The sequence below is a fragment of the Bacillus sp. LQ16 genome (assembly GCF_057784645.1).
The window spans coordinates 1517797-1544202 of record NZ_CM173491.1; the positions used below are offsets into that span (position 1 = coordinate 1517797).

Consider the following 26406-nt stretch of genomic DNA (forward strand, 5'->3'; position numbering starts at 1 on the left):
TACAAGAAAGTAGAGGGGAGAAATCTGTCTCTTTATAAAATAGTTATTTATAAAAAGTCACATAAAAAGAACTCGCCAGACGTATGACAAGTTCTTTAGTGTATTATTGTTGAATTGCTGCATCTAAAGCGATTTCAATCATTTCGTTAAATGTAGTTTGACGCTCTTCAGATGTTGTTTCTTCGCCAGTGAAGATGTGATCGCTAACTGTTAATACAGATAATGCATTTACACCGTATTTCGCTGCTAATGTGTAAAGAGCAGTTGTTTCCATTTCTACTGCTAATACACCGTAATCTCCAAGTTTTTTAACCATGTCCATGCTTTCACGATAAAACACATCTGCTGTTAAAACGTTACCGACACGAACGTGTAATCCTTTTTCAGTTCCAGCATCGTAAGCTTTCTTTAAAAGATCAAAGTTTGCAGCTGGTGCAAAATCAAATCCTGGGAATGTTAAACGGTTCATATTAGAATCAGTACAAGCCGTCATTGCGATAATAACATCACGAACTTTTACATCTTTTTGAATTGCACCGCAAGTTCCAACGCGAATTAAATTTTTAACTCCGTAGCTTTGGATTAATTCGTTTACATAAATAGAAATAGAAGGAACACCCATACCTGTACCTTGAACAGATACACGTTTTCCTTTATAAGTTCCAGTGAAACCTAACATACCACGTACGTTATTATAGCAAGTAACATCCTCTAGAAATGTTTCAGCGATATATTTTGCACGTAATGGATCACCAGGTAATAGAATAGATTCAGCGATTTCGCCTTGTTTTGCTTCGATATGTACACTCATGAAAAGTCCTCCTTATAATGTATTGATAGAAATCAATATCATTTGCATTATACACTACGAATCCTTTCAATTAAAATCTTTTTATTATTTGTAATATGTGCAAAATAGGAGGATTTCATAAATCATAATCTAGAATATATACCTTAAGAAGTTTTGTATGAACAGAGACAATAAAAATGGTAGGTGATGTTTTGAAAAATCTTGTCATTGGACTTATTGCGTTAGTACTTATTGTGGCAGGAGGATTTTACATAAAAAAATATCAAGAAAACGAAGAGACTGTAGGAGATGTTCAGGAAGTAAAGTGGGATGTGTCAAATGGAAAGGGAAATGAGAAAGTAGATATTGTATTTCAGTTGTTAAACAAAAAGAATAATGAAATTCGTGGTGTAAATGATCAAATTCGGGCAGTGATTGTAGATGGACAGTTAAAACACATACAACAAATTAAACCTACATTTGCAGGGAACGGGTCATATAAGTTATCTTCCAAAATAGCGAAAGACGAAGAATATACAATATTTTTATACGAAGATAAAAATAAGTCCGTAGAGTCATTCGCTAGGAAAGATTTTGGTAGAACGAAAGAGGAGAACAATAAGAAAAAAGTGAAATTTCCAATCGACAGTGTACTTACAAAAAAAATAGGAGAGTATGAAGTTTCTCTTTTATTTGGCGCATTACATCCGAATGAACCAGTTACGTTAACATTTCAGTTTCAAGCGAAAAAGGGTGAAAAATTGAAATTACATTCAGAGAGAGGAGAAGTAGAGTCACTCTATATCGTGGATGAAACGAAGGAGAACTTTTTATACGCTATGCCTGTAGATACGGATGAGCAATTACAATACCGGATTACATTTCCTGCCGAGGGCACGTATAAAATGTGGGGGAATTTCTATATAAATGGTAAGAAGTATGAAAAAGAATTTATTGTACAAGTTCAAAAAAGAAAAAACAGCTAAGAATTTAGCTGTTTTTTCTTTTTCCTATTAATTTTGTTACAGAGAGCATTGTAATTGGTAAAGAATGATTCTTCCTAAATGCTAAATATTTACCGCTCCATGCTGGTTTATATTTTTCTTTAAAATGGCGTAATCCGCTGAAACTATACGTATAACGAACGTTATTAAAGATTGCAGCAGCCACTCGTTCAGACCAGAAAGACTGTGTGGATAAACCAACATTTGAAAGTGGTGCCATACCAATATTAAAGGAGTGGTATTCATTTTCTTTTGCCCACTGGAATAAGTGGATGAAAATTGCGTCCATAATGCCGCTAGGCGCATCTGGATAATATCGCATTAAATCGACAGATAATGATCCGTTTTGATATACGGGCATGAATGTTGTGAATGCAATAATTTTTCCATCTGCATCAGATAATGTTGCAATAGGAGCACGACTAATATATTCACGATCGAAGTATCCGAGTGAAAAACCTTTCTCTTTTTTTCCACCAAGCCATGCATCTGAAACTTTTCTTAACTCTTCATATAATTCGTCTGAGAAAGGTGGCTCGTGAATAGAGAATGTATAGCCTTCTCTTTCAAAACGGTTGAAAGTAGCTCGCATGCCAGCGCGTTTCTTTCCTGTTATTGTAAATGTATTTAAATCAACAACAGCTTCTTCACCGAGCTTAAAGAAGTTATAACCAAAATCGTGATATAAACTCATCCATTTACTTTCAATTTGGTAGAATACACAAATGTATCCAAATCGATCAGCCTCAGCTAAAAACTCTTGCAGTACAGTACGATAGGAGGAAGGGTCCCCAATTGGATCACCTAGTACAATAAGTCGTTTTCCAGTTATTGAGAAGAGAATGAGTGCTTTTCCATCACTACTGAAAAAGAACTGCTTATCTCCTAAAAAACCTAAATGACTAAGTACGTTTCCACCATGTTCATCTAAGAAGTTTTGTAATCTTTTATCATTAGCTGGTTGCCCGGGAAATTCATTTCGATAACGATTTGCAATGAGTGAACCAATTAGTAAAAAAGTAGGAACAAAAAAGGCAGCTGCTAATGCACTTCGTTTCACTTGTGTAATATTACGAACGACAAAATCAGGTTTGAAAGCTTCCTTTGCACCTGCAAATAAAATACCTAAGTTTTTATATAAATATAACGTTACAAGTAGGAATATAAAAACTTTTACGATATCGGAAAGTGAGACTTCCATTTTCTCACGTACAAACCTTTTACGAAGCATATACAATACAGCGAGTACGATTAATAAAATAAACGTTTCTTCAACATCAATTCCTTTTAGTGTATTAAAAATAGCCGCTCCAATTAAAGAAACAATCGTCATATAATAAGAACGTTTTGTTCCGTAATATATCCCCCGTGAAAGAATGAGTAGGAGAATACCGAATGTTAGCGATAAGCTAAAAGAAAATTGAATAAGGTGTTTTGGAGCTAGAATATGTAAGGCGTGTGCCCGATTTATACTTGTCGGTAGAATGGTTGATAAAATAACCATTAAGCCAGCAAATACTGTTAAAGCAGCAGATGCCCAAGAACCTAACTTTCCTAGAAAGTCACGCTGCAAAGTCCATATAACACCAGTTGTCTCTAATGCAGGCGCAATAAAAGGTTTATCTTCAAACTTTTTAATGGCTACTCCTGTCATTTCAAAAGCTGCAAAAATGAGACCAAGGCAGAATGGTAAGATGTAATAGACGAGACGATATAATAACATAGCAGGGAGTAAAACACCTGTATCGATGCCGTATTGCCCAAGCCCAGTTAAGAAGACAAGATCAAATGATCCAAGGCCACCAGGAACAAGACTAACGACACCAGCTAAAGCAGCAATGACATATACGCCTAAAAACTTTTGGAATTCGATTTCAATGCCAAATAATAATAATATGACGTACATAACAATACCAGCAGATACCCATTCGACTAATGAAACTAATGAGTATAAAACGGTTGGGTTTTTCTCCTCTTCTTCTTGTCCCTCTGTTTGCGTCGCTTTTCTATTTTTTAATTTAGAAAACCCGATATATATAGGAACGAAAAGAGCAAAGAAGATAAGAACAGGCCATAGCCATGGTTTTTCATGCAAAATAAATCTCGTGTCTAATATTCCGATAAGACCAAGAAATGAAAGAATGGCTAATCCATTAATAAAGGCAGTTGTCATCCAAGCGATACTTTTAATAAGTTTTCCATTTTCTTTTATGTATGGACGATAAAGCATTGTGCGTACGCCGGCTCCAACGAGACCACCAAACCCGATAAATCCATTTAAAGTATTAGCAATCCACGAGATACGGAAAATCTTTTGGACAGGAATATCAGCTTTTAAGTAACGAAGCATAACATAGTCATAAAAGAACATTGTTGATACAGCGAATGCACCAAGTGTAATTGCTAAAAAGACTCCTCCAGTTGGAATGTTTTTAATTGTATCAATCGCTTCTAAAAAAGAAATGCCCGCTAATTCTTTTTTTGCTTGAAAGAATACAATTGTTAATACAACAAATGGGAAGATAATTTTCCCGATTTGTAAGAAACGTTTCCATGAAAACGACATAAATACAACTCTCCTTGTGTAAGAAAACTGAGACAATAATATTATTATGACAAACTTCAAGAAAAATAAAAAGGTAAATTCCTGTATAGGGGAGCTATTTTTTATATAGGTATATTTAAAAGAATATTTTGTTTATCAGAAAATTAAGTTAGAATAAGATAAAAGAAGGAGGAGGGGGGAGTATATGATTATAAAAGGTTATGTAGGATATGAGTTAGAAAAAGCGAAACCTAATACATCAGAGGATTTTTTTAACAGATCTGAAGTGACATATATATTAAATGATAAAGAGAAAACTTTTTCGGTTTTATACGTTCGATATTTTGAAGAAGTTTTACAAGAAATTACTCCTTTTGAAGGAAATCCAGTGTATAAAGTAGAAGAACAAAACATATATTTGCGCGATATTGTAGCGATATGTTGTTTAGTGAAAGATAGGGAGCTTCGTGCGCAAAAACGTTTGTATTTAAATAATATGGAAGAATTTCAACAATATTTTGATGAGGGAACGGTGTTGAAAGTACAAGAAATATTGGCTGAATTACATAAAAATAAAAGAGTAGAAATAGCGTGAAATGGCAAAGGAGAGAGAAAAAATGTCTAATTTGATGGTTGAAAATCAAACAGAACAAGTTTCTATATTTTTAGAAGATGCTATTCATTTGATAACCAATTATGTAAATTATCATACGTTGCCTTCTTTATTAGAGGAAACACCAGCAGGGAATGAGCAATATTATAAAGGGGTATTAGCATCAATGAGACGACTTCTCGTTTTTTGTGAAGAAGGACATGATGCATGTTTTGTTTTGTTGAATAGCCAGCCATTTCGAAAAACAGCAGCTGAAAAAATTTTATATAAGATTTACCATCAAGTAATTGCAGAGTTTTTTTCACCGAAGAGTGATCATTGGTATGAAAATAGTCGGTCTGCATATACAGGAAAAAATTCTATCGTTTTTCAACAAACACCACCTGCATCTTTGGAGCAAGTGATGAAGAATTTAGAAGGTAAATTTCAATTGATGCGTGAAGAACTAGAATATTATGAGACGGATTACCAGACAAAGATGTTACACAAATATTGATTGTGGAAAAGAAGCTAAGGAGACTTAGCTTCTTTTCCTTTTGTACAGTTATATAAGGGATTTTCATTGAATATAGTTAAGTGGATAGCATTAGGGAGGTGCAACATGAATCAGCAAGGTGTATTTACAGATTACTTTCATGAAGTAGAAAATTGGTGTGAAAGTGTTCTTCACGTATTAGATAGCCGCGCAATGGAAGTGTATGATGTCCATATGCTTGCTTATAAAATTCAGACGTTATTAGAGCGTATGAAAGAGCATGAGTATGGAACAGATGCAGAGTTTATGTATGAAATAAGCGATGATGTAGAACATATTCAGCATCACTTGCAGGAAGTATTTATGCAAGAAGAAGAGGAATATGAATTGTATGAAAGAGGGGATAGTGAACGAGCTGTTCCAATTGGAGGACATACACTCCCGCCATTACCTTATCCGTATAATGCGTTAGAACCGTATATTTCTAAAGAAATTATGATGTTACATCATGATAAACATCATCGCAGTTACGTGGAAGGGTTAAATAAAGCAGAGAAGATGATGGAAGAAGCGAGAAAAACAAATCAATTTGATTTAATTAAGCATTGGGAAAGAGAAGCGGCTTTTCATGGATCAGGTCATTACTTACACACAATATTTTGGAATAATATGAAAAAAGATGGTGGTGGAAGTCCAAGAGGGAGCTTTTCGCAACAAATTGAACAAGATTTTGGGAGCTTTTTACGTTTCCAAAAACATTTTACAGAAGCGGCCTCTAAAGTAGAAGGTTCAGGCTGGGCAATTCTCGTTTGGGTGCCTCGATCTGGAAGGTTAGAAATTTTGCAAAGTACACTTCATCAATTATTTACACAATGGGATACGATACCACTCCTTGTACTAGATGTATGGGAACATGCATATTATTTACAATACCAAAATCGAAAAGATGAATATATTAAAAACTGGTGGAATGTTGTAAATTGGCCTGATGTAGAAAAAAGGTTTGAAACTGCGAAACAAATTGAATGGACACCATATTAGACGCAAATTCCCTGCGTCTTTTTTAATGGAAGCAGAAGGAAGATTTCGTTCATATTTTAAAAGGCCAAGCATACACTTGTACAAAAAGTGCCAAAAGGACGTGGGGGGAAATATGAGACGAATTTGTGTAATCATTACGCTTCTTATTATGTACGCAAGCGTTATGCCGATTCCTACATATGCAAAGATGAACAGCAATGTCAGTGCTCGAAATGCTGTATTAATGGAGCAACAATCAGGTCGTGTATTATACGGAAAAGCAGAACATGAGCCGCAAAAAATTGCTAGTATAACAAAAATTATGACCGCCTTGTTAGCTGCTGAATCAGGGAAAATGAAAGAAATGGTGTCAGTTAGTAATGAAGCGGTGAGGGTAGAAGGATCGGCAATCTATTTAAAGCCTGGACAAAAAGTGAAGTTAGAAGATTTAGTATACGGACTCATGCTTAGATCTGGTAATGACGCGGCGCAAGTAATTGCTGAAAGTGTGGGTGGGAGTATAGATGGATTCGTATATTTAATGAATGAAAAGGCGAAAGAAATTGGAATGAAAGATACTCACTTTTCAAACCCTCATGGCTTAGATGGAGATGGATCACATTATTCGTCGGCTTACGATATGGCATTATTAACGAAATACGCAATGGGGAACGAGACATTTAAGAAAATCTTTGGAACAAAAACATATAAATCAGATTCTTGGGATTATCCGTGGAAAAATAAACATAAGCTGGTGACATCCTATTATGAATTTGCAACAGGAGGAAAAACAGGCTTTACGAAGAAAGCAGGAAGAACGCTTGTTACAACGGCATCAAAAGATGGACTAGATTTAATTGTCGTAACTTTGAGTGCTTCTAGTGACTGGGATGATCATATGAATTTGTTTGATAAAGGTTTTGAACGTTTCAAACAAACGAAAGTTTTAGGACAAGGAGCAATTGCTGAAATAAATGAAAAGAAGTATGCCAACCATGTTTATACGAAAAATAGTTTTTCCATGCCGTTAACTGAAGAAGAAAAAAAGAACGTAGTATTAAAAGTTGAACTCGATAAAAGTGCAAAACTTACGGATGGAGTAAAGGTTGGGAAGACAGACATTTATGTTGGCAATGAGAAAGTTGGAGAACGGAATTTATTTTATAGTAAACGGAAGTTAGTAGCTACAACGGGACTTTACTGGAATAATGTGAAAGAAATTTTTTCTTACATGATAGGTGTTGGGAACGATGGTTAATCTCGTCTGGGTAGCGATGGCTGTTATTGGGATTGTATACGCCATGATAAATGGAACGATGGAAGAAGTGAATAAAGCTGTATTTGACGGAGCAAAAGATGCGGTAACGATTTGTATAGGACTTATTAGTGTTTTAGTATTTTGGCTCGGTTTAATGAAAATTGCAGAGGAAGCAGGATTGTTAAAAAAGTTAGTTGCACTTTTTATGCCGATAGTAAAAAGGTTGTTTCCAGAAATACCGAAGGATCATCCGTCTATGGGATTTATTCTATCAAATATGATGGCAAACTTTTTTGGTCTAGGTAATGCAGCAACCCCTCTTGGTATTAAAGCGATGGAACAACTGAAAGAGTTAAATGGAGGAAAGGATTCGGCAAGCCGTTCTATGGTGACGTTTCTAGCATTAAATACATCAGCTATTACATTAATTCCTACGACAGTCATTTCAATTCGAATGACGTATGAATCAGCCAATCCTACTGAAATTGTTGGGGTAACATTTATTGCACAAGTACTTTCTATGATTGGAGCGATTTGGATTGACCGCTATTTTTACCGAAGAAGGAGTAGAAAGGGGCGGAAAAAATGAGTATTGTAAATACAATTTCCTTATGGGTAATCCCTTGTGTAATTGGTTTTATCCTTTTATATGGCACGATAAAGAAAGTGCCGACGTATGAATCGTTCGTTGAGGGAGGAAAAGAAGGGATTCAAATTGCAATTTCCATTTTACCGTTTATGGTTGGAATGCTTGTTTCTATTTCTATATTCCGATCTTCAGGTGCGCTAGATGCAATGATATCAGTAATGAAGCCAATGCTAGATTTAATTCATGTTCCAGCAGAAATCGTTCCATTAGCACTAATACGCCCTATTTCAGGTTCTGCTGGTCTAAGTATTACGACTGATTTAATTGCCACATATGGGCCAGACTCATTCATTGGGAGATTAGCTTCTACGATGCAAGGGAGTACAGATACGACTTTTTATATTTTAACAGTATACTTCGGAGCTGTTGGTATTAGAAAAATGGGAGATGCATTAAAAGTAGGTCTTTTTGCAGATTTAATCGGAATTATTTGCTCGATTGTCTTTGTTTCCCTATTGTTTCAGTAAAGCTATTCATTTTTTATGCTATTTCGCGTATAATACGTATACGACCACTATTAAGGTGTAGCTTAATAGTGGTTTTTTTATGTGGTATTTTTGACAAAATGATGAACTTTTATTGTGAGAAATATGAAAAATATGGACAATAATAAAGGATAAAAACATGATTTGACCTTTATATGTTTAATATCATCGCTATGTTGTTTAAGTGAGATGGAGCGAATAACCGTAAAGCGTATGCGGTTGCCAAGTCTTTCTAATGTAAGGTAAGATAAATTCGAGGTGAAAAAAAGAAATGGAACGATTACAAAAAGTGATTGCGCAAGCAGGTATTGCATCGAGAAGAAAGGCTGAGGAATTAATTCAGCAAGGAAAAGTGAAAGTTAACGGAAAAATAGTGAAAGAGTTAGGAACAAAAGTAACTCCTCAAGATAAAGTAGAAGTAAATAACATCCCTCTTGAAAAAGAAGAACCTGTTTATTTTTTACTATATAAACCAACTGGTGTAATTTCAAGTGTATCAGATGATAAAGGTAGAAGTGTTGTAACAGACTTTTTCCCTGAAATTACACAACGTTTATTCCCAATCGGACGTCTAGATTATGATACGTCAGGAGTATTATTAATGACAAACGACGGGGACTTCGCAAATATATTAATGCATCCTAAATATAAAGTTGAAAAAACGTATGTTGCAAAAATAAAAGGCCCATTAACAGGTGAGAAAATTCGCATGTTAGAACGCGGTGTTGCACTAGAAGACGGTAAAACAGCACCAGCACATGTGAAAATTATTTCTTGGGACAAGCGTAAAGAAATGGCTATTGTACAATTAACAATTCATGAAGGACGTAACCGTCAAGTACGTCGTATGTTTGAAGCGTTAGACTGTAAAGTAGTGAAATTAAAACGTGAACGTTATGCTTTCTTAGAAGTAGGAAGCCTGCGACCTGGTGATGCGAGAGAATTGACACCACATGAGGTGAAACAATTACGCGCGCTTGCTTCTACAAAGCCAAGATAAGCTATAGAGTTAAAAATTCACCAGTGGAGTGCTCTGCTGGTGATTTATTCAATACAACATTTACAGAAGATAATACATAACATTTACCGAGGAGAGGAGAGGTAATATGAAGAAAAATCGCTTATTATTTCGCGTTATTATTCTACTCATTTTATGTGGTGCTGTAGGATTTACCCTTTATCAAGGATTCTTTGCTAATAAAGAGAAAATGCAAATCGGAAAAGAAGCACCTAACTTTGTTGTGACGGATTTAGAAGGGAAGAAAATTGAACTAAAAGATTTAAAGGGAAAAGGTGTATTTTTAAACTTTTGGGGTACGTGGTGTAAACCTTGTGAAAAAGAAATGCCTTATATGAATGAATTATATCCAAAGTATAAAGAAAAAGGCGTTGAAATCATAGCGTTAGATGCAGATGAAACGGATATTGCAGTAAAGAACTTTGTGAACCAATATGGTTTGAAATTCCCAGTTGCTATTGATAAAGGACAAAAGATTATAGGAACATATGGAGTAGGTCCATTACCGACAAGCTTTTTGATTGATAAAGATGGAAAAGTAGTGGAGCAAATTATAGGTGAACAAACGAAAGAACAGTTAGAAGGGTATTTAAAGAAAATTACTCCGTAATAAAGAAAGCCTTTACATAAGAGGTGCGTGTCTATAGTGCCTCTGGTTTAAAAATTCTGAGTATTGCGGTAACTCGAGGTTAGAATATACAATAGTACATATAGAGACAGGGGCGGTGAGAGTGTTGAAAGAAATTAAATGTGAATGTGGACATGTTAATCCGATAGGAACCGTTTTTTGTGAAGCTTGCGGGAAACCATTTGAAAGCAATGAAAATGCAAAACTATTGGATATGCGCTATGAGGGGAGTGCACGGAGATCTCTCACGCAAACAAAAACGATAGTCGATAAAATTTGGAGCTTTTTCTCTTCTGTAAAAGTGGGTGTATGGCTAATCGTAATAACTTTAGCTGCATCAGCGATAGGAACTATTTTTCCGCAAGAAATGTACATAACTCCAGGGATTGCACCAGCTGAATATTATAAACAAGAATACGGATTTTTAGGGCAATTATACTATCAATTAGGATTTAATAATTTATACGGTTCATGGTGGTATATGATTTTGATTGCTTCTATCGGTATTTCACTTGTGATATGTAGTTTAGACCGCGTTATTCCACTTTATAAAGCTTTAAAAAAGCAAGGCGTAAAAAGACATCCTAGCTTTTTAAAGAGACAGAGATTATATGGGACTGGTACACCGAAAGATGGTGACCTGGAAAGAGTGCAAAAGAATTTAAAGAAAAGAAACTATAACGTGAAAGTGGAAGACGGAAACGTTTTAGCAGAAAAGGGACGCTTCTCGCGTTGGGGTCCATATGTAAATCATATCGGTCTTATTATCTTTTTATTCGGTGCGATGCTTCGTTTTTTACCGAGTATGTACGTAGACGAAGCACTTTGGTTACGTGATGGTGAAACGAAAGAAATACCAGGGACGGATGGACAATACTACTTAAAAAACGAGAAATTTATAAAAGAAGTTTATGATAAAAGTAAGGACAAGGAAGTTTTTGAGGAAGCGATTGATCGTGTAGGCGATAAAATGATTGCGAAAAACTTCCAAACGAATGCTGTATTATATAAAGCTGTGGGCGAAAATATAGCAGGGCAAAAACCAAAGTTGGAAAAAGTAAAAGAAGCGGAAATTCGAGTAAATGAACCACTGAAATTTAATCAATTTGCAGTGTATCAAGTGGATTATAAAGAAAGTGAATTTAAAAGTATGTCCTTCAACTTGCAAAATAAAGAAAATAATCAAAAATGGGGACCGATTAAAGTAGATTTAACGAATCCTAAGGAAAAATATGATTTAGGAAATGGTTATTCTCTAGAACTATTAAGCTATTTTCCTGATTTTTATTTCGATGAGAATGGAAAACCAAATACAAAAACGAAATTACCGAACAATCCTGCATTTGTATTTAAAATGTTTACACCTGAAACACCAGATGGTGAAGTGAGTTTTGTTGGTATTCAGCAAAATATAGAACCTGATGGAAACAACAAATATAAAATGTCGTTTGCAGGTGTTGAAATGCAAAATGCAACAGCACTTACTGTAAGAAAAGATTTAACGCTTTGGATTCTCGGTATTGGAGGGTTTATATTTATGGTTGGTGTCATTCAAGGTATGTATTGGAATCATCGCCGTATTTGGATACAACGTGTTAATGATGAATGGTGGATTGCAGGGCATACGAATAAAAATTGGTTCGGTTTAAAGAAAGATATTGAAAGAGTAATAGAAGGTACAGCAATTCCACAGCCAAATGATAAAGTAATCGATAAAAAAATTAGTTAAGGTGGGGAAACGATATGGTGCAAATAAGTAGTAACTTTCTCTTTACCGCATTTATTTTATATTTAATTGCGACTCTATTTTTTGGTGGAGCCATTAAAGAAAAGGGTCATAAATGGGCAAATGTAGGAATAACAATTACAATTTTAGGGTTTATAGCACAAACAGTATATTTTGTTACAAGGTGGATCGCATCAGGGCATGCACCAGTTAGTAACTTTTTTGAATTCGGTACATTTTTCGGCATGATGCTTGTAGGAGCATTTATTGTAATGTATTTTATGTACCGTGTAAGTATAATTGGACTATTTGCATTACCAGTTGCGCTTTTATTAATTGCCTATGCAAGTATGTTTCCGAGGGAAATATCTCCGCTTATTCCATCTTTAAAAAGTAATTGGTTACATATTCACGTGACGACTGCAGCAGCAGGACAAGCAATTTTAGCGATTAGTTTTATTACGGGCGTTATGTATTTATTAAAAAATGTAGATCAATCAACGAGAAGTAAACGGACATTTTGGCTAGAGACGGTAGTATTTACACTTGTTTGTACAGTTGGATTTATTGGAGTAACAACGGTATTTTCTAGTATGAAATATGAAGCGAAGTTTCAATGGGTTGATAAAAATGAACAGCAACTGGAAATGAAGTACAATCTTCCGGCTTTAGTTGGACCGCATGAAGGGAAGTTACTGACAGAAAATAAATTAGAACCGGCAGTTGAAGTTCCAGCGATTGTAAATGCGAAGAAATTAAATACTGTTATTTGGTCAGTGTTAGTTGGAACATTACTTTATATTGTATTAAGACTTGTTTTACGGAAGCGAGTATCGGCAGCACTTCAGCCGTTAGTAAAGAATACGAATAGTGATTTACTAGATGAAATCGGATATCGATCTATTGCAATTGGATTCCCAGTTTTCACATTAGGAGCGTTAATTTTTGCAATGATTTGGGCTCAAATAGCGTGGACGCGTTTTTGGGGCTGGGATCCGAAAGAGGTTTGGGCACTTATAACGTGGCTCTTTTATGCTGCAGTACTACATTTACGATTATCTAAAGGGTGGCATGGAGAGAAATCAGCTTGGCTTGCAGTAATTGGTTTTGCAATTATTATGTTTAACTTTATTGTAGTAAACTTAATTATTGCCGGTTTACATTCATATGCATAGAGAAATAAAATAGGAGAGTGCATGTCACTTTCCTATTTTATTTTTGTCAACTTTTCTTCTTTTTTGAGAAAAACATGACAAAGTAGCGGTTGATTTTGTAAAATGATGTCGAGGACATTATATACTGTTCAAAAAAAATACATAGTTTTGGAAAAAAATTGAACAAAATTTATTATTCTTGTGAAGCATAATATGGGAAGTGAAACATTTAGAAGATTGCTTAAATAAACGAGAATAGCGCAACATAATAGTAAAGAAGGGTAGGTGTGAACCGCTGAAGTGAGAGTACGCAGCGGGTAGAGATGGAAAATGAATCAAGAATTTTAATTGTAGATGATGAGGATCGTATTCGTCGTTTATTGAAAATGTACTTAGAAAGAGAACAATACACAATTGAAGAAGCAGATAATGGTGATACAGCTTTAGAAATGGCGTTACAAAATGATTACGATTTAATCTTATTAGATCTTATGATGCCTGGTAAAGATGGCATTGAAGTATGTAAAGGGGTTCGTGAGAAGAAAGCGACACCAATTATTATGCTGACAGCAAAAGGTGAAGAAGTAAATAGAGTACAAGGATTTGAAGTTGGAACAGATGATTATATTGTAAAGCCATTTAGTCCACGTGAGGTCGTGCTACGTGTGAAAGCGGTATTACGTCGTGCTGTACCAACAACATTCTTTACACAAGATACAACGACAAAAGATGTTACTGTATTCCCGCACTTAACAATTGACAACGATGCACACCGTGTTACTGCAGATGGTAATGAAGTAAACTTAACGCCGAAAGAATATGAGTTACTATTATTTTTAGCGAAAGCTCCTGATAAAGTATTCGATCGTGAGCAACTGTTAAAAGAAGTATGGCAATATGAATTCTTCGGAGATTTACGTACAGTTGATACACATGTAAAGCGTTTACGTGAGAAGTTAAGCAAAAAATCACCAGATGCAGCGAAAATGATTGTTACTGTTTGGGGTGTAGGTTACAAATTTGAGGTTGTGAACGACTGATGCTTTGGAGAAGTGTAGTAGGGAAGTTATGGATGACCATATTACTTCTCGTTTCGTTTGTTCTTGGATTTGTTGCGATTTTACTTTCACAGTTTTTTAGAACGTATTATGTTGATATGAGTGAAGCTAGGCTTCAAAAAGTCGCAACAAGTGTTTCAGAGTTAATTGAAGAAGGTGCCGATGTAAAAACGATTGAGAATATCGCTTACAAATTCTCTGATCCACTTTCAAGGATTATTATTGTAGAAGATGGTAAAGAAATCTCTTCTTCACCGAAACAAGAAGGCTTAGTCACTCTTACAATGGATGACTTAAAAGAAGATAAAGAATTAGCGGCTGTGTTTACAGACAAAAAAGAAATTAAGAATAACATTAGAAAAGCCTCTAATAGTAGAAAGAATAAAAATACTGAAAATGATATTATGATTGTCGGAAAACCAGTGCAATCAAAAAATCAAAGTGCAGTGTTTGTGTACGAATCTTTACAAGTGCCGATACAAGGTATGGAAAGAACGACTGATTTTATATTCTTATCAGCAGGGATTGCGATTATATTAACAACTTTCTTTGCATTCTTCTTATCTACTCGAATTACAGCACCACTTCGTAAAATGCGTGAGGTTGCTTTTGAAGTGTCGCGTGGGAAGTTTGATGCGAAAGCCCCTATGGTATCTCAGGACGAGATTGGTGAGCTTGCAACGGCCTTAAATCAAATGGGGAAACAGTTGAAGTTTAATATGAATGCCCTGCAGCAAGAGAAAGAACAGTTAGCAAGTATTTTGAGTAGTATGGCAGATGGGGTTATTACATTAAATCAAGAAGGTGAAGTTGTAGTAATCAATCCGCCAGCTGAACATTTCTTACAAGTTTGGCAAGAAGAAAAAGAGATAGAGCTCAGTAAAAAACTGCCTTCTGAACTTGTTGAACTATTCCATCTCGTTGTAGAAAGCGAACAACAACAAGTTGTTGAAATTAATTTACAAAAAGGGAACTATGTAGTTCTTATGACGCCGCTCTACAATCAAACGAAAATTCGCGGGGCTGTAGCAGTACTGCGAGATATGACGGAAGAACGTCGTCTTGAAAAGATGCGTCAAGACTTTATTGCGAATGTATCGCATGAACTTCGTACACCGATGGTCATGCTGCAAGGGTATAGTGAAGCAATTTTAGATGATATTGTGCAAACGAAAGAAGAAATTAATGAGTTTGTTCAAATCATTTATGATGAATCCGTTCGTTTAGGTAAACTTGTAAATGAATTATTAGATTTAGCACGCATGGAAAGTGGTAATGTAGAGTTACATATAGGTGAAGTGGACATACATCCGTTTGTTGAAAAAATTGGTCGTAAATTCCAAGGGATTGCAAAGGATAAAGAAGTTGAACTAACAGTTGATTTCAAAAATCCAATTGAACAATACCCGTTTGATGCAGATCGTATGGAACAAGTATTGACGAATTTAATTGATAACGCAATACGTCATACGAACGCAGGCGGACATGTAACACTTGTAATTGATACGAAAAATAATGGTCTCATTTTTGAAGTACAAGATTCGGGCGTTGGTATTCCAGAAGAAGATATTCCATTTTTATTTGATCGTTTCTATAAAGCTGATAAAGCAAGAACACGTGGGAAAAAAGGTGGAACAGGACTCGGGCTTGCGATTGCGAAAAATATTGTTCAAGGCCATGATGGTAAAATTTCTGTATCAAGTGTTGTTGGAGAAGGAACTACATTCTCTGTCTATTTACCGAATCGTATAATTTAGATATACGTTTTTAAAGTTGATAATGAATAAAGTTCTGCTGTTTTTTATTTTTTTGTAAACTCAATTAAATAAAGAATGGTAGAACTTTTTTCTATGTTGCTCGAATAAAGAATAACAAGAGAGGTGCTGTGAAGAAATGAAATTATATACAAAAACAGGAGATAAAGGAACGACAAGTGTAATAGGTGGTAGGGTTGATAAAGATGATATCCGTGTGGAAGCGTATGGAACAATAGACGAGGCGAATTCTCATATCGGATATGCAATGACTAAACTACAAGGCGGGCCTTTCGGAGATATTTACAATGAACTTGAAACGATTCAACATGAACTATTTGATTGCGGGGGAGACTTGGCGATAGTAGGTGAGAAGATACCTTATAAAGTAAAAATTGAAATGGTCGAAAACTTAGAAAGTAGGATTGATTCGTATATAGAAGAAGCACCGCCGCTAGAGCGCTTTATTTTACCAGGTGGAAGCGAGTCGGCAGCTGCTATTCATATTGCACGTACAGTTGTAAGGCGAGCAGAACGATGTATCGTGTCCTTACAAAAAGAAGGAAAAATAAATGAAGTTGTTCTAAAGTATGTAAATAGATTATCTGACTATTTATTTGCAGTAGCTAGAGTAATAAACGCTCGATTACAAGTAAAAGATGTAGAGTATAATCGCAGTGCAATCGTTTTTCGTGATAAGAAAGAGAAGGAAGTGGAGTGATTCACTTTCTTTTTTGTATACTTTTTTCTATAATATACCAAAATAGAGAAGGTATGGTGGTAATTAGAAAACGGAGGATGTATATGAAAGTTTTAAAATACGGCGTTATGTTATTGACAGTACTGTTTTTATCTCAATTACATGTGTACGCAGAGGGAAATCAATGGGCATGGCCTGTTGAAGGACAGATAAGTGATTATTTTGGGACAAGACACGGAAAACACTACGGTATAGATATAGCGGCACCGATCGGCACGCCTGTGTCAGCTATTCAAGAAGGGAAGGTAACAAAGTCTTATTATTCAAGTAGTTATGGAAACGTTATATTTATTAAACATGGAGAATATGAGGCTGTGTATGCACATTTAAATAAGAGATATGTAGTTCAAGGGGATTATATTTCAAAAGGAGAAAAAATTGGAGAAGTAGGGAACACGGGAGAATCGCGAGGTGCACACTTACATCTAGAACTTCATCAAGGAAGATGGACGATGGCGAAAAAGAATGCGATGAACCCATTGCTTGTTTTAAGTGAACAAAGAAATGAAGTTGTTTCTTCATCATTATATGTCGTACAAAAAGGGGATACTTTAGTTAGTATTGCACGGAAATTTAGTATGACACTTAAGGAAATTAAAGAAAAAAATGGATTGCAGCAAGAGCTAATTTATCCTAATCAACAATTATATGTTAAGTAAAGGCAACGTCTCAAAAATTAAACTTTGAATATTCTTAAATAAGGTTCAATGTAAATGAAATTATATGGGCGCTTCTCCTAGAAGTATTGAGTGAATTAGAGTATCTATATTTAAAAGAAAACCGTCCCAAAATTTATTTTGGGACGGTTTTCTTTTACCAAAAAATAAAGACACATATAAATCCAGAAATAGCTAAATAGCTATATAAGTAAAAAACTTTTGTTCTTGTTTTCTCTTTTGTTCGAAACAGTACGATAGTCGGTTCAATTAAACCGATTGTCAAACAAAGTAGGCCAAGAAGCATACAACCAATCGAAATAGAATACAGGGCGATTTGTGGTGCTTGAAATGGAATCATCCATTTTAATAAAAATGCAATAAGTGCAGTGTAACAAATGCTACCGATGTATTTATTCAGTGGTGTATTAGAACGAAAGCCAGGAAGTTTTTTTAAGAAAGAGCGGGAAACAACTTCTGTTTGTAAAGATGTATGCTCTTCAATAATTTTTTGAGCTTCTTTTCCTTTTTGAAAAAGAGATAAGATCCAATTTCGCTCACCCTGAAAAATAAATTGAGAAGTTGTCAAATAGTGATCAATCTTCACTTTACTCCAACTCTTCCACGGATGACGCTCACACAATTTTAATTTACTTTCTGTTTTCTTATCATACTGATAAATACTGATGCCATCTTCATCGAAAGTAGCATAGTATGTCTCGTTTGAGAATGTGCCTAAATCAATTGGGCAGTAGAAAAGTAATTCTTTTTTTAAGTAAAAGTATTCTTTTCTTAAGTTTTTTTTCATTGCTTCTCGAATAGAATGTCTCTTTTCTTTTTTCATGACATTTCCTCCATAACTCAGAAAATGTTCTTATCTTAACAATTCAATATCTTATCACTTTTAATTATATATGACTAGGTAATTCAAAAGAGAAATGCCGAATAATAAAAAATATGGATTGTATTGTAAAATATTTCGCAATTCATTTGTTGTTACGAAAAATAAATAACTAATTTTAAATAAGTTACAATTTTTTAGTTCACAATGTTATGAGGTTGTTGTATAATGAAGGGGAAAATAGAATATCGGTCTATCTTCGGGGCAGGGTGAAAATCCCGACCGGCGGTGATGAACTATTTATGATTTTGTTCTAAGCCCGCGAGCCGTTAAGGCAGGATTTGGTGTGATTCCAAAGCCGACAGTATAGTCTGGATGGGAGAAGATGGAGGTTCAAGCGTTCAAAAAAGATATGGATTTGAACGTCTGTTTGATGTGCCTTAAATTCTCCCTTTGTGTAAAACACAAAGGGTTTTTTCGTTCTATGAAAAAATAGGCATAGCAGAACCTTTCCACTTTCCATGAGATGATCGATGGAAAAGGAGAGAGAAAGATGAAACAAAAAAACAGTGTAGTGCAGATGGTGAGTGTAGCGATGCTAAGTAGTATTGCATATTTACTAATGATGTTGGATTTCCCGTTCCCAGGGCTTCCGCCATTTTTGAAAATTGATTTTAGTGATGTACCAGCTCTAATTGCAGCAATTATCTTTGGACCAGTAGCAGGAGTGATTGTAGAGGCGATAAAGAACATTTTACATTACGGGATTCAAGGAAGTTTAACAGGAGTACCAGTTGGAGAAATTGCAAACTTTATTGCAGGATGTTTATTTATTGGTCCAGCAGCTTTCTTATTTAGAAAGTATCGTACTGTGAAGAGTTTAACGACAGGATTAATGCTAGGGACAATTACAATGGCACTTATTATGAGTGTATTAAACTACATCATCATATTCCCGGCTTACACTTGGTTTTTAAATTCACCGGCTATGTCTAGCGAAGCTATCAGAACAACGGTTGTAACGGCAATCTTACCATTTAATTTAATTAAAGGAATTGTTGTAACAATTGTATTTGTAGCATTATTCTCACGCCTGAAAGTATGGGTGTTTGCAAAAATGAAAAATGCATAATATATATTAAAGCCATTAGTAGTGTGGAACTACTAATGGTTTTTTATTAAGGAAAATAAAATTTAGATACAAAAAACGCCCCTCATCAATATGAGGGGCGTTTTTTGAAGTTAATAAAAGACTATTCGAATTTTAAAGCGTCTCCGTCGAATGATTCGTCAGCAACTTTAATTGAGTCAGTTGGACAGCCTTCGAATGCATCCATCATATCTTCAATTAATACATCTGGAATTTCAACGATACCTTGGTTATCGTCTAATGTTACAAATGCAATACCTTCATCATCATAGTCATAAATGTCTGGTGCAGCAGCGCCACAAGCACCACATGCAATACAAGTATCTTTATCAACGATTGTATATTTTGCCATCTTTTTTCCCTCCTGATAATATGTATGTGAAAAGCTCGCCATAAAAATTATAACCTTATTGTAAAACGGTTTGTGAAACTTTTCAACATAAAATTATAATGATAATGCTTATCAATTAGAGTGTCAACTTATTTTTGAATTATTTCATAAGATTTTCAAAATACGTAAATGTGATTTCGTTTGATACAATAGAATATATACAAGTATATAGTTCTTATATGATAAGTTTAATGAGCGACAGTAGAAAGTGTAATTGTACTGAAAAGAATGAAGTTAAGATTGGAAGGTGGAAGCGGTCATGCAAATACAATATACTTTGTTGCATTGTTTAAAACAATTGAATGGTGAAAGAACCGTTTCTTCTATTTATTATTTACTAAAGGGCAAACGTTCTTCGCAAACTTTACAAGATGGAAATATGTTCCGGATTTCTTTTTTATTCGGAATATATAAATCATTAAATAGAAATGACTATGATGGTGAAGTTGTAAAGTTGTTGCAAGCGGATTTTATTCAAGAAATACATGAAAATACATATGTGTTAACACCTATGGGTAAAATGCAGTTACATAAATGGGAGGAAGTTTATGCTTTTCCAGCACATTTGCATGGTTTACATTATGGTGAATTAGGTGAAACATTTTGGAAAAGATTATCATTGATTATTCAAACCATATCAAATTTACAACAGAATAATACGAAGTTTATCCCAATTCAACAAGATACAGAAATAATGATGTGGGTAAAACGTTTTCTAACAGGAAGGCCATATAAAAGAAGTGAGTTGGCGAGGAAACTATGGACGGAAGTACATAATCTTTTGGAAAAGAGTAATGCGATAGAAGCGACGATTGTAACATATCGATTAACGGGATATGAACGTATTGGTTGTACATTGCAACAATTAGCAGAAATTACGAAACAAGATATATTCAGGGTGTATTTTTTATTTTGGGGTACAATGCATTTCTTTATACAAGAAGTTCGTGATAAAGAAAATGAATTTCCACTATTAGCTGAAATTATATCTTATCCAAATGAGAGAGCTGAATTATTTAGTTTATCCACGAAAAAAACATATAATTTTTGGAGACAAGGGCGTTCTTTAGAAGAAATAGCGACGATTCGGAATTTAAAGGTTGCAACGATAGAAGATCATTTTGTTGAAATTGCTTTGCGAGAAAAAGATTTTTCTATTGAAATGTTTATGGAAAAAGAAAAGATAGACAAAGTAATAAAAGTAATTGAAGCATTACAAACGCGGAAGTTACGTGTTTTGAAACAAGCGGTTGGAGAAGATATCTCTTATTTTGAAGTTCGTCTTGTATTAGCGCGGATGGAGGGTGTAAATGAAACTTGAAGAATATTTATATAAGTGGTTTGGATATTCTGAATTTCGTCCAGGTCAAAAAGGAGTTATTACAGATTTATTAGAAGGAAAAGATGTGATAGCAATGCTTCCGACTGGAAGAGGGAAATCTATGTGCTATCAGTTTCCGGGGCTTATGCGAGAAGGAACAGTGCTTGTTGTATCACCGTTATTATCTTTAATGGAAGATCAAGTGACACAATTAAAGTATGTTGTGAAAAACCGAGTGATAGCATTTAATAGTTTTCGGACATTAAATGAAAAAAGAGAAGCGATGAAAAAATTATCTTCATATAAATTTATTTTTGTTTCACCAGAGATGTTACAGTCGGAGTTATTAATTAGGGAATTGAAGAAAATTCAAATTTCATTATTTGTTGTTGATGAGGCTCATTGTATTTCTCAATGGGGTTATGATTTTAGACCGGACTATAAGAAACTAAATGTAGTTATTGAAAATATTGGTTCTCCTACAGTATTAGCATTGACAGCCACAGCGACAAAAGGGGTACTACAAGATATCGCAGACAGTTTAAATTTAAAGGGTGCCGCGGAACATGTATACTCTATTGACCGTCCTAATATTGCAATGGAGGTGCAATTTGTAGAGACGATAGAAGAAAAGAAAGAGGCGCTTTTGGAGCAGGTGATGTATTTACAAGGGCCGGGAATTGTATATTGTTCAAGTAGAGCGTGGACAGAAAGGTTAACGGAATACTTGAGAGGAAAAGGTGTTACTGGTGTAGCTTTTTATCATGGTGGTATGGAACATGAAGAGCGTATGTTAATTCAACAACAGTTTATGAACGATCAATTGCAGCTTGTAATATGTACAAGTGCATTTGGTATGGGGGTAAATAAGGCGAATACGCAATATATTATTCATTTTCATTATCCAACTAATATAGCTTCTTACTTACAAGAAATCGGAAGAGCTGGAAGAGATGGCGAACCGAGTATAGCTATTTTATTGTGTAGTCCGTTGGATCATGATTTACCAATTTCAATCATTGAGGATGAATTGCCAAGTAAGTCGCAAATACAATTTTTATTTTCTTTACTACAAGAAAGAATGTTTCAAACGAAAGAATTACCAATAGAAGATGTAGAAGAAATTTGTTATAATGCAGCAAGATTTAATGAGCAATATTGGCGTTTCGTTCGTTATCATCTCGAACAGGTTGGAATTATACAACAACGAAGATTATTATTAGAGGGTTTGTCAGATGAAATTATGAACCGATTAATAGCTGAAGTAGAAATAAGGTTGCGTAATAAATATAGTGAGCTAGAAAATATGAAGTCATGGATACGAGTTAAAGGATGTAGACGTGAATATGTGCTGCAACAGTTCGGTTATAGGAAAGAGAAAGAGTTAAATAATTGCTGTGATTATTGTGGTATTACAAAAGAAGATTATAAAAAAAGACGAGCGCAACAATCGGATTTCGACTATAATTGGGAAACAGAGTTACAAAAGCTTTTCGGCCTAGAAAAGATGGGGGAATGATGAACATTCAAAGGCATAATGTTGAAGATATGAGTCCGCAGGAAATAAGGCTGAATCTATATATAACACAGTTAATTATTATCGGTATTGGCTGTTTACTAGCATATATATTATTTCAAGATGTAAAAGAAGTGTTTAATTTATGGAGATGGGAACCAGTATCTATACTTATTATAGGTGGTTTGTTAGCGATTGGTATTGTGTTATTAGATTATGTTGCAATGCGAGTGTTTCCAGAGTCTTGGTTTGATGATGGTGGTATTAACGATAAGATGTTTCGAGGAATGTCGGTTCTGCATTTACTCATTATTACGTTCGTAATCGGTTTTGCAGAAGAATTTTTATTTAGAGGTGTAGTGCAGACTCATTTTGGAATTGTAATTGCGAGTTTCGTATTTGCAGTGTTACATATTCGTTATATAACAAAGCCATTTTTGTTTTGTTTCGTCTGTTTCATTAGTTTTGTCTTTGGTTATGTATTTGAATGGACAGGGAATTTGTTTATAACAATCTTTGCACACTTTCTTGTTGATTTTATAATGGGACTCCAATTAAGAAAATAAATGGAAGGTGGTGGTGAACAACATGAGGAAACGAATTCCTGATTTTGAAGAGGAATTAGAAGTTGAGCGAGTAGAAGAAAAAGAAAGTTTACCGCCGCGTAGTGAAATTCATAGAAATAAAGAGAAAAAACAAAAGTTTAAAATAAATCATATTTTCGTCCGGGTTTTAACATTTCTATTCATTCTGCTGCCGATTAGTATTTTGTGGTATACGGATAAATATATTCAGGTGAAGGGCGATAGTAATAATGCCGGGAAAAGTGCGTTTGAAGTAATCTTCTTTGATTCAGCTAAATCTGAGTCGCAGAAACAGTCTGAAAAAGCGATAACGCATACTGTGAAAGAGGGAGAAACTTTAGAAAGTATAGCGAAGCAATATTTTTCAGATGAAAATGGGGTTGAAGTAATTAAAAAGTATAATAACTTGCAAGAAGATGAAGTGAGTGCAGGTCAAGAATTAAAAATTCCGATAAAAGATAAGTCCACAAAGCAAGAGAGCTAGTGAATTAGGCGAACGCAGTTTGTTATAAAAGCCTAGGGTTATCTTTATGATGAGGGGAGTAAAAAATATGATATGGATTATATTATTCAGTACTCTCATAGGAATGGGGATTTTATTACTTCTTGTGATGTATAAAGAAGCGATGCGTAATACAGTGTTGGAACATACTTTAGTATTTAAAGAATTTCCGAAAAGTTTTCAAAAAGTAAATGTGTTTTTTATTTCTGATATTCATAGAAGAGTCATTTCGAATTTGTTAATTGAACAAGTAAAAGGAAAAGTAGATCTCGTAATTATCGGAGGAGATTTAGCAGAGAAAGGAGTCTCTTTATCAAAAATCTCTGCCAATATTCAAAAGTTAAGAGAGATAGCTCCTGTATATTTTGTGTGGGGAAACAATGATTATGAGATAGAATATCATGAATTAGATGCTTTATTATTAGAAAATAACGTAAAAGTTTTAGATAATACAAGAGTGGTATTTGAGTCTGAATTAGGCGAGAAAATTTGTTTGCTCGGTATAGATGATGTTGGATTGCACCGTGATCGTTTAGATTTGGCATTGGCGGATTGTAAAGAAGATGGTTTTCGTATCTTAGTTAGTCACAACCCTGATATAATAAAAAAGATGTCTGGAAATGAACAGATTTCACTTGTATTAAGTGGACATACGCATGGAGGACAAATCCGATTATTCCCATCTAAAAAATATTTAAAAGGTGGCGTATATAACCATTTGAATACGATTCTCTTTGTTAGTAATGGGTACGGAACAACATTGATACCACTTCGTTTCCGAGCGCCTGCTCAAACACATATTATTACATTGTGCGGAGGGAAATGATGCCAACTCTTAGTGGAAAATATAATATAAAAGCTGTTTCAAATATAATTGGAGTTCAGCCGAGTACGCTTCGCGCATGGGAAAGACGATATCAAATTATTGCCCCAAAGCGGAATCAAGCTGGGCATCGTTTATATACAGAAGAGCATATTCAAATTTTAAAATGGTTAATGGAAAAAGTTTCTTCCGGTATGATGATTGGACAAGCAGTTCAGTTATTAGAAGAGAATCGTTTGCAGAGTACAGTTCAAAAAGAGATACATTTCGATAAAGAAGTTGTTTTAGTGGACGATTTGCTACAAGCTTTGTTAAAATTTGATGAAATTACAATTGCTGCATTATTAAACGAAGCTTTTAGTATATATTCAACAGAAAAGGTTGTTGCCAGTATCGTTCTTCGAGTGACAGACAAATTATTAACGTCAAAAAATAATAATGAGATTTCAATGGTGCAATTTCAATATGCACTATCATTTTTACAAACGCGTCTAGGGATGGTGTATCACAATGCCTCAATGTTTTCTTCTTTACACAAAGTTATTGTGTTAGAAAAGAATGCATTGAAAGGATTTATTTTTTCAACTTATTTACGCTTAAAAGGATATGAGGCGATATATATTAGGACAAGCTTAGCTGAAGATGGTATGTTGTCAGCGGTAGAGGAAATACAGCCGAAATATGTGTTTGTATCTTTTGCTGACGAACTAGAAATGAAAAAGACGATGAACTTTATAAATGTATTACAAGAAAAAAGGGAATCTCTTTCTGTTGGATTTATCGGAAAGCTAGGCGTTCTAAACCAGTTGGACATTGAAACAATCTTAATTGGTGATACGAAAGAAGAATGGGATGAATGGTTAAAAATGTCGGAATAGTTGTTCGAAAAGAACCATCTATTTTCTATTTCATATAATAAAAATTAGATGCATTGGTTACGTAGGGAGGGTATGAGATGAGGCTGGAACGATTAAATTACAATAAGATAAAAATTTTTCTAACATTTGATGATTTATCTGAACGAGGATTAACGAAAGAAGATTTATGGAGAAATGCGCCGAAAGTACAGCAATTATTTCGTGATATGATGCAAGAAGCAAATAAGGAATTAGGATTTGAAGCAGATGGTCCGATTGCAGTTGAAGTGTTTTCTCTACAAGCACAAGGGATGGTTGTAATTGTAACGAAAGAAAATCAAGAAATGGATACGGATGATGAGTTCCGTGACGAGTTTATTGAAATGCAAGTGACTCTAGATGAAAGTGAACATATATTATATGAGTTTGCTACGCTAGATGACATAATTAACCTGTCGAATCGCTTATATAACCTTGGTGTAACTGGCGGAAAGCTATATACGTGGGATGAGCGCTTCTATCTTTGGGTGGAAGAAGAGGAACAAATTCAATTGTTAAAAGCGGATTTTATAGCTATTTTAGCGGAATACGGCAATCCGTCTACAGCAACTATTTATCGCATCATGGAGTACGGTAAAGAATTAATGGATTTTAACGCGATAGAACAAATACACAATTACTTTGTGAAAAAACAAAACCTCAGCTAATACAACATAGCTGAGGTTTTGTTTTTATTTGGATAAGGGAAGGGATGATAGTAAATACGCGAACATACTTTTTGAAAATAAAATATGCAGTTTTATGGGAGCGTCGCTGAGGAAAATAAAA

The 26406-nt window shown here is 34.7% G+C and carries 27 protein-coding genes and 1 riboswitch; of the genes, 23 read left to right on the top strand and 4 right to left on the bottom strand.

Annotated features, from left to right (window positions below):
* Nucleotides 1-103: 103 nt before the first annotated feature.
* Complete coding sequence (gene deoD, locus AC3EMB_RS07710) at nucleotides 104-811, bottom strand: purine-nucleoside phosphorylase (protein WP_000110707.1); 708 nt, start codon at nucleotides 809-811, stop codon at nucleotides 104-106.
* 176 nt (nucleotides 812-987) lie between these two features.
* Between deoD and AC3EMB_RS07715 the strand changes: the two genes are divergently transcribed.
* The gene (locus AC3EMB_RS07715; RefSeq protein ID WP_000232602.1) at nucleotides 988-1776 is read left to right on the top strand and encodes a hypothetical protein; all 789 of its coding nucleotides are present in this window, start codon (nucleotides 988-990) and stop codon (nucleotides 1774-1776) included.
* A 4-nt stretch (nucleotides 1777-1780) separates the two neighbouring features.
* Here the strand turns inward: AC3EMB_RS07715 and mprF are convergent, their stop codons facing one another.
* Nucleotides 1781-4360 carry a bifunctional lysylphosphatidylglycerol flippase/synthetase MprF gene (gene mprF, locus AC3EMB_RS07720; protein WP_000010853.1) on the bottom strand — a complete coding sequence of 860 codons (2580 nt, stop codon included), beginning with the start codon at nucleotides 4358-4360 and terminating at the stop codon, nucleotides 1781-1783.
* 184 nt (nucleotides 4361-4544) lie between these two features.
* On the opposite strand from mprF, the gene AC3EMB_RS07725 reads away from it, so the two are divergent.
* The 14 genes from AC3EMB_RS07725 (at nucleotide 4545) to AC3EMB_RS07790 (ending at nucleotide 17596) form a co-directional block, all read left to right on the top strand.
* Complete coding sequence (locus AC3EMB_RS07725; protein ID WP_053564895.1) at nucleotides 4545-4934, top strand: hypothetical protein; 390 nt, start codon at nucleotides 4545-4547, stop codon at nucleotides 4932-4934.
* A 22-nt stretch (nucleotides 4935-4956) separates the two neighbouring features.
* On the top strand, nucleotides 4957-5448 hold the full coding sequence (locus tag AC3EMB_RS07730) for a YpuI family protein (RefSeq protein WP_075717031.1): 492 nt from the start codon (nucleotides 4957-4959) through the stop codon (nucleotides 5446-5448).
* 105 nt (nucleotides 5449-5553) lie between these two features.
* Nucleotides 5554-6468, top strand: coding sequence for a superoxide dismutase (locus tag AC3EMB_RS07735; RefSeq protein ID WP_098852300.1), 915 nt, complete (start codon nucleotides 5554-5556; stop codon nucleotides 6466-6468).
* A gap of 112 nt (nucleotides 6469-6580) precedes the next feature.
* A complete protein-coding gene (gene dacB, locus AC3EMB_RS07740; protein ID WP_213746544.1) occupies nucleotides 6581-7705 on the top strand; it encodes a D-alanyl-D-alanine carboxypeptidase DacB in 1125 nt (374 codons plus the stop codon).
* On the top strand, nucleotides 7698-8294 hold the full coding sequence (gene spmA / locus AC3EMB_RS07745; RefSeq protein WP_098614328.1) for a spore maturation protein SpmA: 597 nt from the start codon (nucleotides 7698-7700) through the stop codon (nucleotides 8292-8294). Before dacB ends, spmA begins: the two co-directional genes overlap by 8 nt.
* A complete protein-coding gene (gene spmB, locus AC3EMB_RS07750) occupies nucleotides 8291-8821 on the top strand; it encodes a spore maturation protein SpmB (RefSeq protein ID WP_000029514.1) in 531 nt (176 codons plus the stop codon). Before spmA ends, spmB begins: the two co-directional genes overlap by 4 nt.
* A gap of 289 nt (nucleotides 8822-9110) precedes the next feature.
* Nucleotides 9111-9839, top strand: a complete 729-nt coding sequence (gene rluB / locus AC3EMB_RS07755) for a 23S rRNA pseudouridine(2605) synthase RluB (RefSeq protein ID WP_000440553.1) — start codon at nucleotides 9111-9113, stop codon at nucleotides 9837-9839.
* 106 nt (nucleotides 9840-9945) lie between these two features.
* Nucleotides 9946-10467 (top strand): thiol-disulfide oxidoreductase ResA, encoded by a 522-nt coding sequence (resA, locus tag AC3EMB_RS07760; protein ID WP_000742194.1) that lies wholly within the window; start codon nucleotides 9946-9948, stop codon nucleotides 10465-10467.
* Between the two features lie 121 nt (nucleotides 10468-10588).
* A complete protein-coding gene (gene resB / locus AC3EMB_RS07765) occupies nucleotides 10589-12214 on the top strand; it encodes a cytochrome c biogenesis protein ResB (RefSeq protein ID WP_445117466.1) in 1626 nt (541 codons plus the stop codon).
* Between the two features lie 14 nt (nucleotides 12215-12228).
* Nucleotides 12229-13386, top strand: a complete 1158-nt coding sequence (gene resC / locus AC3EMB_RS07770; protein WP_000250087.1) for a cytochrome c biogenesis protein ResC — start codon at nucleotides 12229-12231, stop codon at nucleotides 13384-13386.
* A 302-nt stretch (nucleotides 13387-13688) separates the two neighbouring features.
* Nucleotides 13689-14405, top strand: coding sequence for a DNA-binding response regulator ResD (gene resD, locus AC3EMB_RS07775; protein ID WP_000426861.1), 717 nt, complete (start codon nucleotides 13689-13691; stop codon nucleotides 14403-14405).
* Nucleotides 14405-16180, top strand: a complete 1776-nt coding sequence (resE, locus tag AC3EMB_RS07780) for a sensor histidine kinase ResE (protein ID WP_000964683.1) — start codon at nucleotides 14405-14407, stop codon at nucleotides 16178-16180. Before resD ends, resE begins: the two co-directional genes overlap by 1 nt.
* 136 nt (nucleotides 16181-16316) lie before the next feature.
* Nucleotides 16317-16898, top strand: a complete 582-nt coding sequence (locus tag AC3EMB_RS07785; protein ID WP_000781271.1) for a cob(I)yrinic acid a,c-diamide adenosyltransferase — start codon at nucleotides 16317-16319, stop codon at nucleotides 16896-16898.
* 83 nt (nucleotides 16899-16981) lie between these two features.
* Entirely contained in the window at nucleotides 16982-17596 is a 615-nt protein-coding gene (locus AC3EMB_RS07790; protein ID WP_000866228.1) for a peptidoglycan DD-metalloendopeptidase family protein, read from the top strand.
* Between the two features lie 154 nt (nucleotides 17597-17750).
* On the opposite strand, the gene AC3EMB_RS07795 is transcribed toward AC3EMB_RS07790, so the two are convergent.
* Nucleotides 17751-18437, bottom strand: coding sequence for a hypothetical protein (locus AC3EMB_RS07795; protein WP_000711798.1), 687 nt, complete (start codon nucleotides 18435-18437; stop codon nucleotides 17751-17753).
* A gap of 248 nt (nucleotides 18438-18685) precedes the next feature.
* Nucleotides 18686-18825, top strand: a riboswitch (FMN riboswitch).
* 162 nt (nucleotides 18826-18987) lie between these two features.
* Here AC3EMB_RS07795 and AC3EMB_RS07800 point away from each other — a divergent pair.
* On the top strand, nucleotides 18988-19566 hold the full coding sequence (locus AC3EMB_RS07800) for an ECF transporter S component (protein ID WP_000810856.1): 579 nt from the start codon (nucleotides 18988-18990) through the stop codon (nucleotides 19564-19566).
* A 121-nt stretch (nucleotides 19567-19687) separates the two neighbouring features.
* On the opposite strand, the gene AC3EMB_RS07805 is transcribed toward AC3EMB_RS07800, so the two are convergent.
* Complete coding sequence (locus AC3EMB_RS07805; RefSeq protein WP_001151993.1) at nucleotides 19688-19936, bottom strand: ferredoxin; 249 nt, start codon at nucleotides 19934-19936, stop codon at nucleotides 19688-19690.
* A 298-nt stretch (nucleotides 19937-20234) separates the two neighbouring features.
* Here AC3EMB_RS07805 and AC3EMB_RS07810 point away from each other — a divergent pair, with 298 nt between their 5' ends.
* The 7 genes from AC3EMB_RS07810 to AC3EMB_RS07840 all read left to right on the top strand — a co-directional run bounded on the left by AC3EMB_RS07810 (nucleotide 20235) and on the right by AC3EMB_RS07840 (nucleotide 26285).
* On the top strand, nucleotides 20235-21296 hold the full coding sequence (locus AC3EMB_RS07810) for a YpbB family protein (protein WP_327947453.1): 1062 nt from the start codon (nucleotides 20235-20237) through the stop codon (nucleotides 21294-21296).
* A complete protein-coding gene (recQ, locus tag AC3EMB_RS07815) occupies nucleotides 21286-22815 on the top strand; it encodes an ATP-dependent DNA helicase RecQ (RefSeq protein WP_488517611.1) in 1530 nt (509 codons plus the stop codon). The genes AC3EMB_RS07810 and recQ overlap by 11 nt, the downstream gene beginning before the upstream one ends.
* Nucleotides 22815-23378 (top strand): CPBP family intramembrane glutamic endopeptidase, encoded by a 564-nt coding sequence (locus AC3EMB_RS07820; RefSeq protein ID WP_001025783.1) that lies wholly within the window; start codon nucleotides 22815-22817, stop codon nucleotides 23376-23378. Before recQ ends, AC3EMB_RS07820 begins: the two co-directional genes overlap by 1 nt.
* A gap of 22 nt (nucleotides 23379-23400) precedes the next feature.
* Entirely contained in the window at nucleotides 23401-23880 is a 480-nt protein-coding gene (locus AC3EMB_RS07825) for a LysM peptidoglycan-binding domain-containing protein (RefSeq protein WP_001231555.1), read from the top strand.
* Between the two features lie 67 nt (nucleotides 23881-23947).
* Entirely contained in the window at nucleotides 23948-24724 is a 777-nt protein-coding gene (locus tag AC3EMB_RS07830) for a metallophosphoesterase (RefSeq protein WP_000637796.1), read from the top strand.
* A complete protein-coding gene (locus AC3EMB_RS07835) occupies nucleotides 24724-25599 on the top strand; it encodes a MerR family transcriptional regulator (protein ID WP_065228528.1) in 876 nt (291 codons plus the stop codon). Before AC3EMB_RS07830 ends, AC3EMB_RS07835 begins: the two co-directional genes overlap by 1 nt.
* A 77-nt stretch (nucleotides 25600-25676) precedes the next feature.
* The gene (locus AC3EMB_RS07840) at nucleotides 25677-26285 is read left to right on the top strand and encodes a genetic competence negative regulator (RefSeq protein WP_001235398.1); all 609 of its coding nucleotides are present in this window, start codon (nucleotides 25677-25679) and stop codon (nucleotides 26283-26285) included.
* The last annotated feature ends 121 nt before the right edge of the window (nucleotides 26286-26406 follow it).

Coding starts and splice junctions, on each gene's coding strand:
- deoD (WP_000110707.1), bottom strand. CDS start 811: ATGAGTGTACATATCGAAGCAAAACAAGGCGAAATCGCTGAATCTATT.
- AC3EMB_RS07715 (WP_000232602.1), top strand. CDS start 988: ATGGTAGGTGATGTTTTGAAAAATCTTGTCATTGGACTTATTGCGTTA.
- mprF (WP_000010853.1), bottom strand. CDS start 4,360: ATGTCGTTTTCATGGAAACGTTTCTTACAAATCGGGAAAATTATCTTC.
- AC3EMB_RS07725 (WP_053564895.1), top strand. CDS start 4,545: ATGATTATAAAAGGTTATGTAGGATATGAGTTAGAAAAAGCGAAACCT.
- AC3EMB_RS07730 (WP_075717031.1), top strand. CDS start 4,957: ATGTCTAATTTGATGGTTGAAAATCAAACAGAACAAGTTTCTATATTT.
- AC3EMB_RS07735 (WP_098852300.1), top strand. CDS start 5,554: ATGAATCAGCAAGGTGTATTTACAGATTACTTTCATGAAGTAGAAAAT.
- dacB (WP_213746544.1), top strand. CDS start 6,581: ATGAGACGAATTTGTGTAATCATTACGCTTCTTATTATGTACGCAAGC.
- spmA (WP_098614328.1), top strand. CDS start 7,698: ATGGTTAATCTCGTCTGGGTAGCGATGGCTGTTATTGGGATTGTATAC.
- spmB (WP_000029514.1), top strand. CDS start 8,291: ATGAGTATTGTAAATACAATTTCCTTATGGGTAATCCCTTGTGTAATT.
- rluB (WP_000440553.1), top strand. CDS start 9,111: ATGGAACGATTACAAAAAGTGATTGCGCAAGCAGGTATTGCATCGAGA.
- resA (WP_000742194.1), top strand. CDS start 9,946: ATGAAGAAAAATCGCTTATTATTTCGCGTTATTATTCTACTCATTTTA.
- resC (WP_000250087.1), top strand. CDS start 12,229: ATGGTGCAAATAAGTAGTAACTTTCTCTTTACCGCATTTATTTTATAT.
- resD (WP_000426861.1), top strand. CDS start 13,689: ATGGAAAATGAATCAAGAATTTTAATTGTAGATGATGAGGATCGTATT.
- resE (WP_000964683.1), top strand. CDS start 14,405: ATGCTTTGGAGAAGTGTAGTAGGGAAGTTATGGATGACCATATTACTT.
- AC3EMB_RS07785 (WP_000781271.1), top strand. CDS start 16,317: ATGAAATTATATACAAAAACAGGAGATAAAGGAACGACAAGTGTAATA.
- AC3EMB_RS07790 (WP_000866228.1), top strand. CDS start 16,982: ATGAAAGTTTTAAAATACGGCGTTATGTTATTGACAGTACTGTTTTTA.
- AC3EMB_RS07795 (WP_000711798.1), bottom strand. CDS start 18,437: ATGAAAAAAGAAAAGAGACATTCTATTCGAGAAGCAATGAAAAAAAAC.
- AC3EMB_RS07800 (WP_000810856.1), top strand. CDS start 18,988: ATGAAACAAAAAAACAGTGTAGTGCAGATGGTGAGTGTAGCGATGCTA.
- AC3EMB_RS07805 (WP_001151993.1), bottom strand. CDS start 19,936: ATGGCAAAATATACAATCGTTGATAAAGATACTTGTATTGCATGTGGT.
- AC3EMB_RS07810 (WP_327947453.1), top strand. CDS start 20,235: ATGCAAATACAATATACTTTGTTGCATTGTTTAAAACAATTGAATGGT.
- recQ (WP_488517611.1), top strand. CDS start 21,286: ATGAAACTTGAAGAATATTTATATAAGTGGTTTGGATATTCTGAATTT.
- AC3EMB_RS07820 (WP_001025783.1), top strand. CDS start 22,815: ATGAACATTCAAAGGCATAATGTTGAAGATATGAGTCCGCAGGAAATA.
- AC3EMB_RS07825 (WP_001231555.1), top strand. CDS start 23,401: ATGAGGAAACGAATTCCTGATTTTGAAGAGGAATTAGAAGTTGAGCGA.
- AC3EMB_RS07830 (WP_000637796.1), top strand. CDS start 23,948: ATGATATGGATTATATTATTCAGTACTCTCATAGGAATGGGGATTTTA.
- AC3EMB_RS07835 (WP_065228528.1), top strand. CDS start 24,724: ATGCCAACTCTTAGTGGAAAATATAATATAAAAGCTGTTTCAAATATA.
- AC3EMB_RS07840 (WP_001235398.1), top strand. CDS start 25,677: ATGAGGCTGGAACGATTAAATTACAATAAGATAAAAATTTTTCTAACA.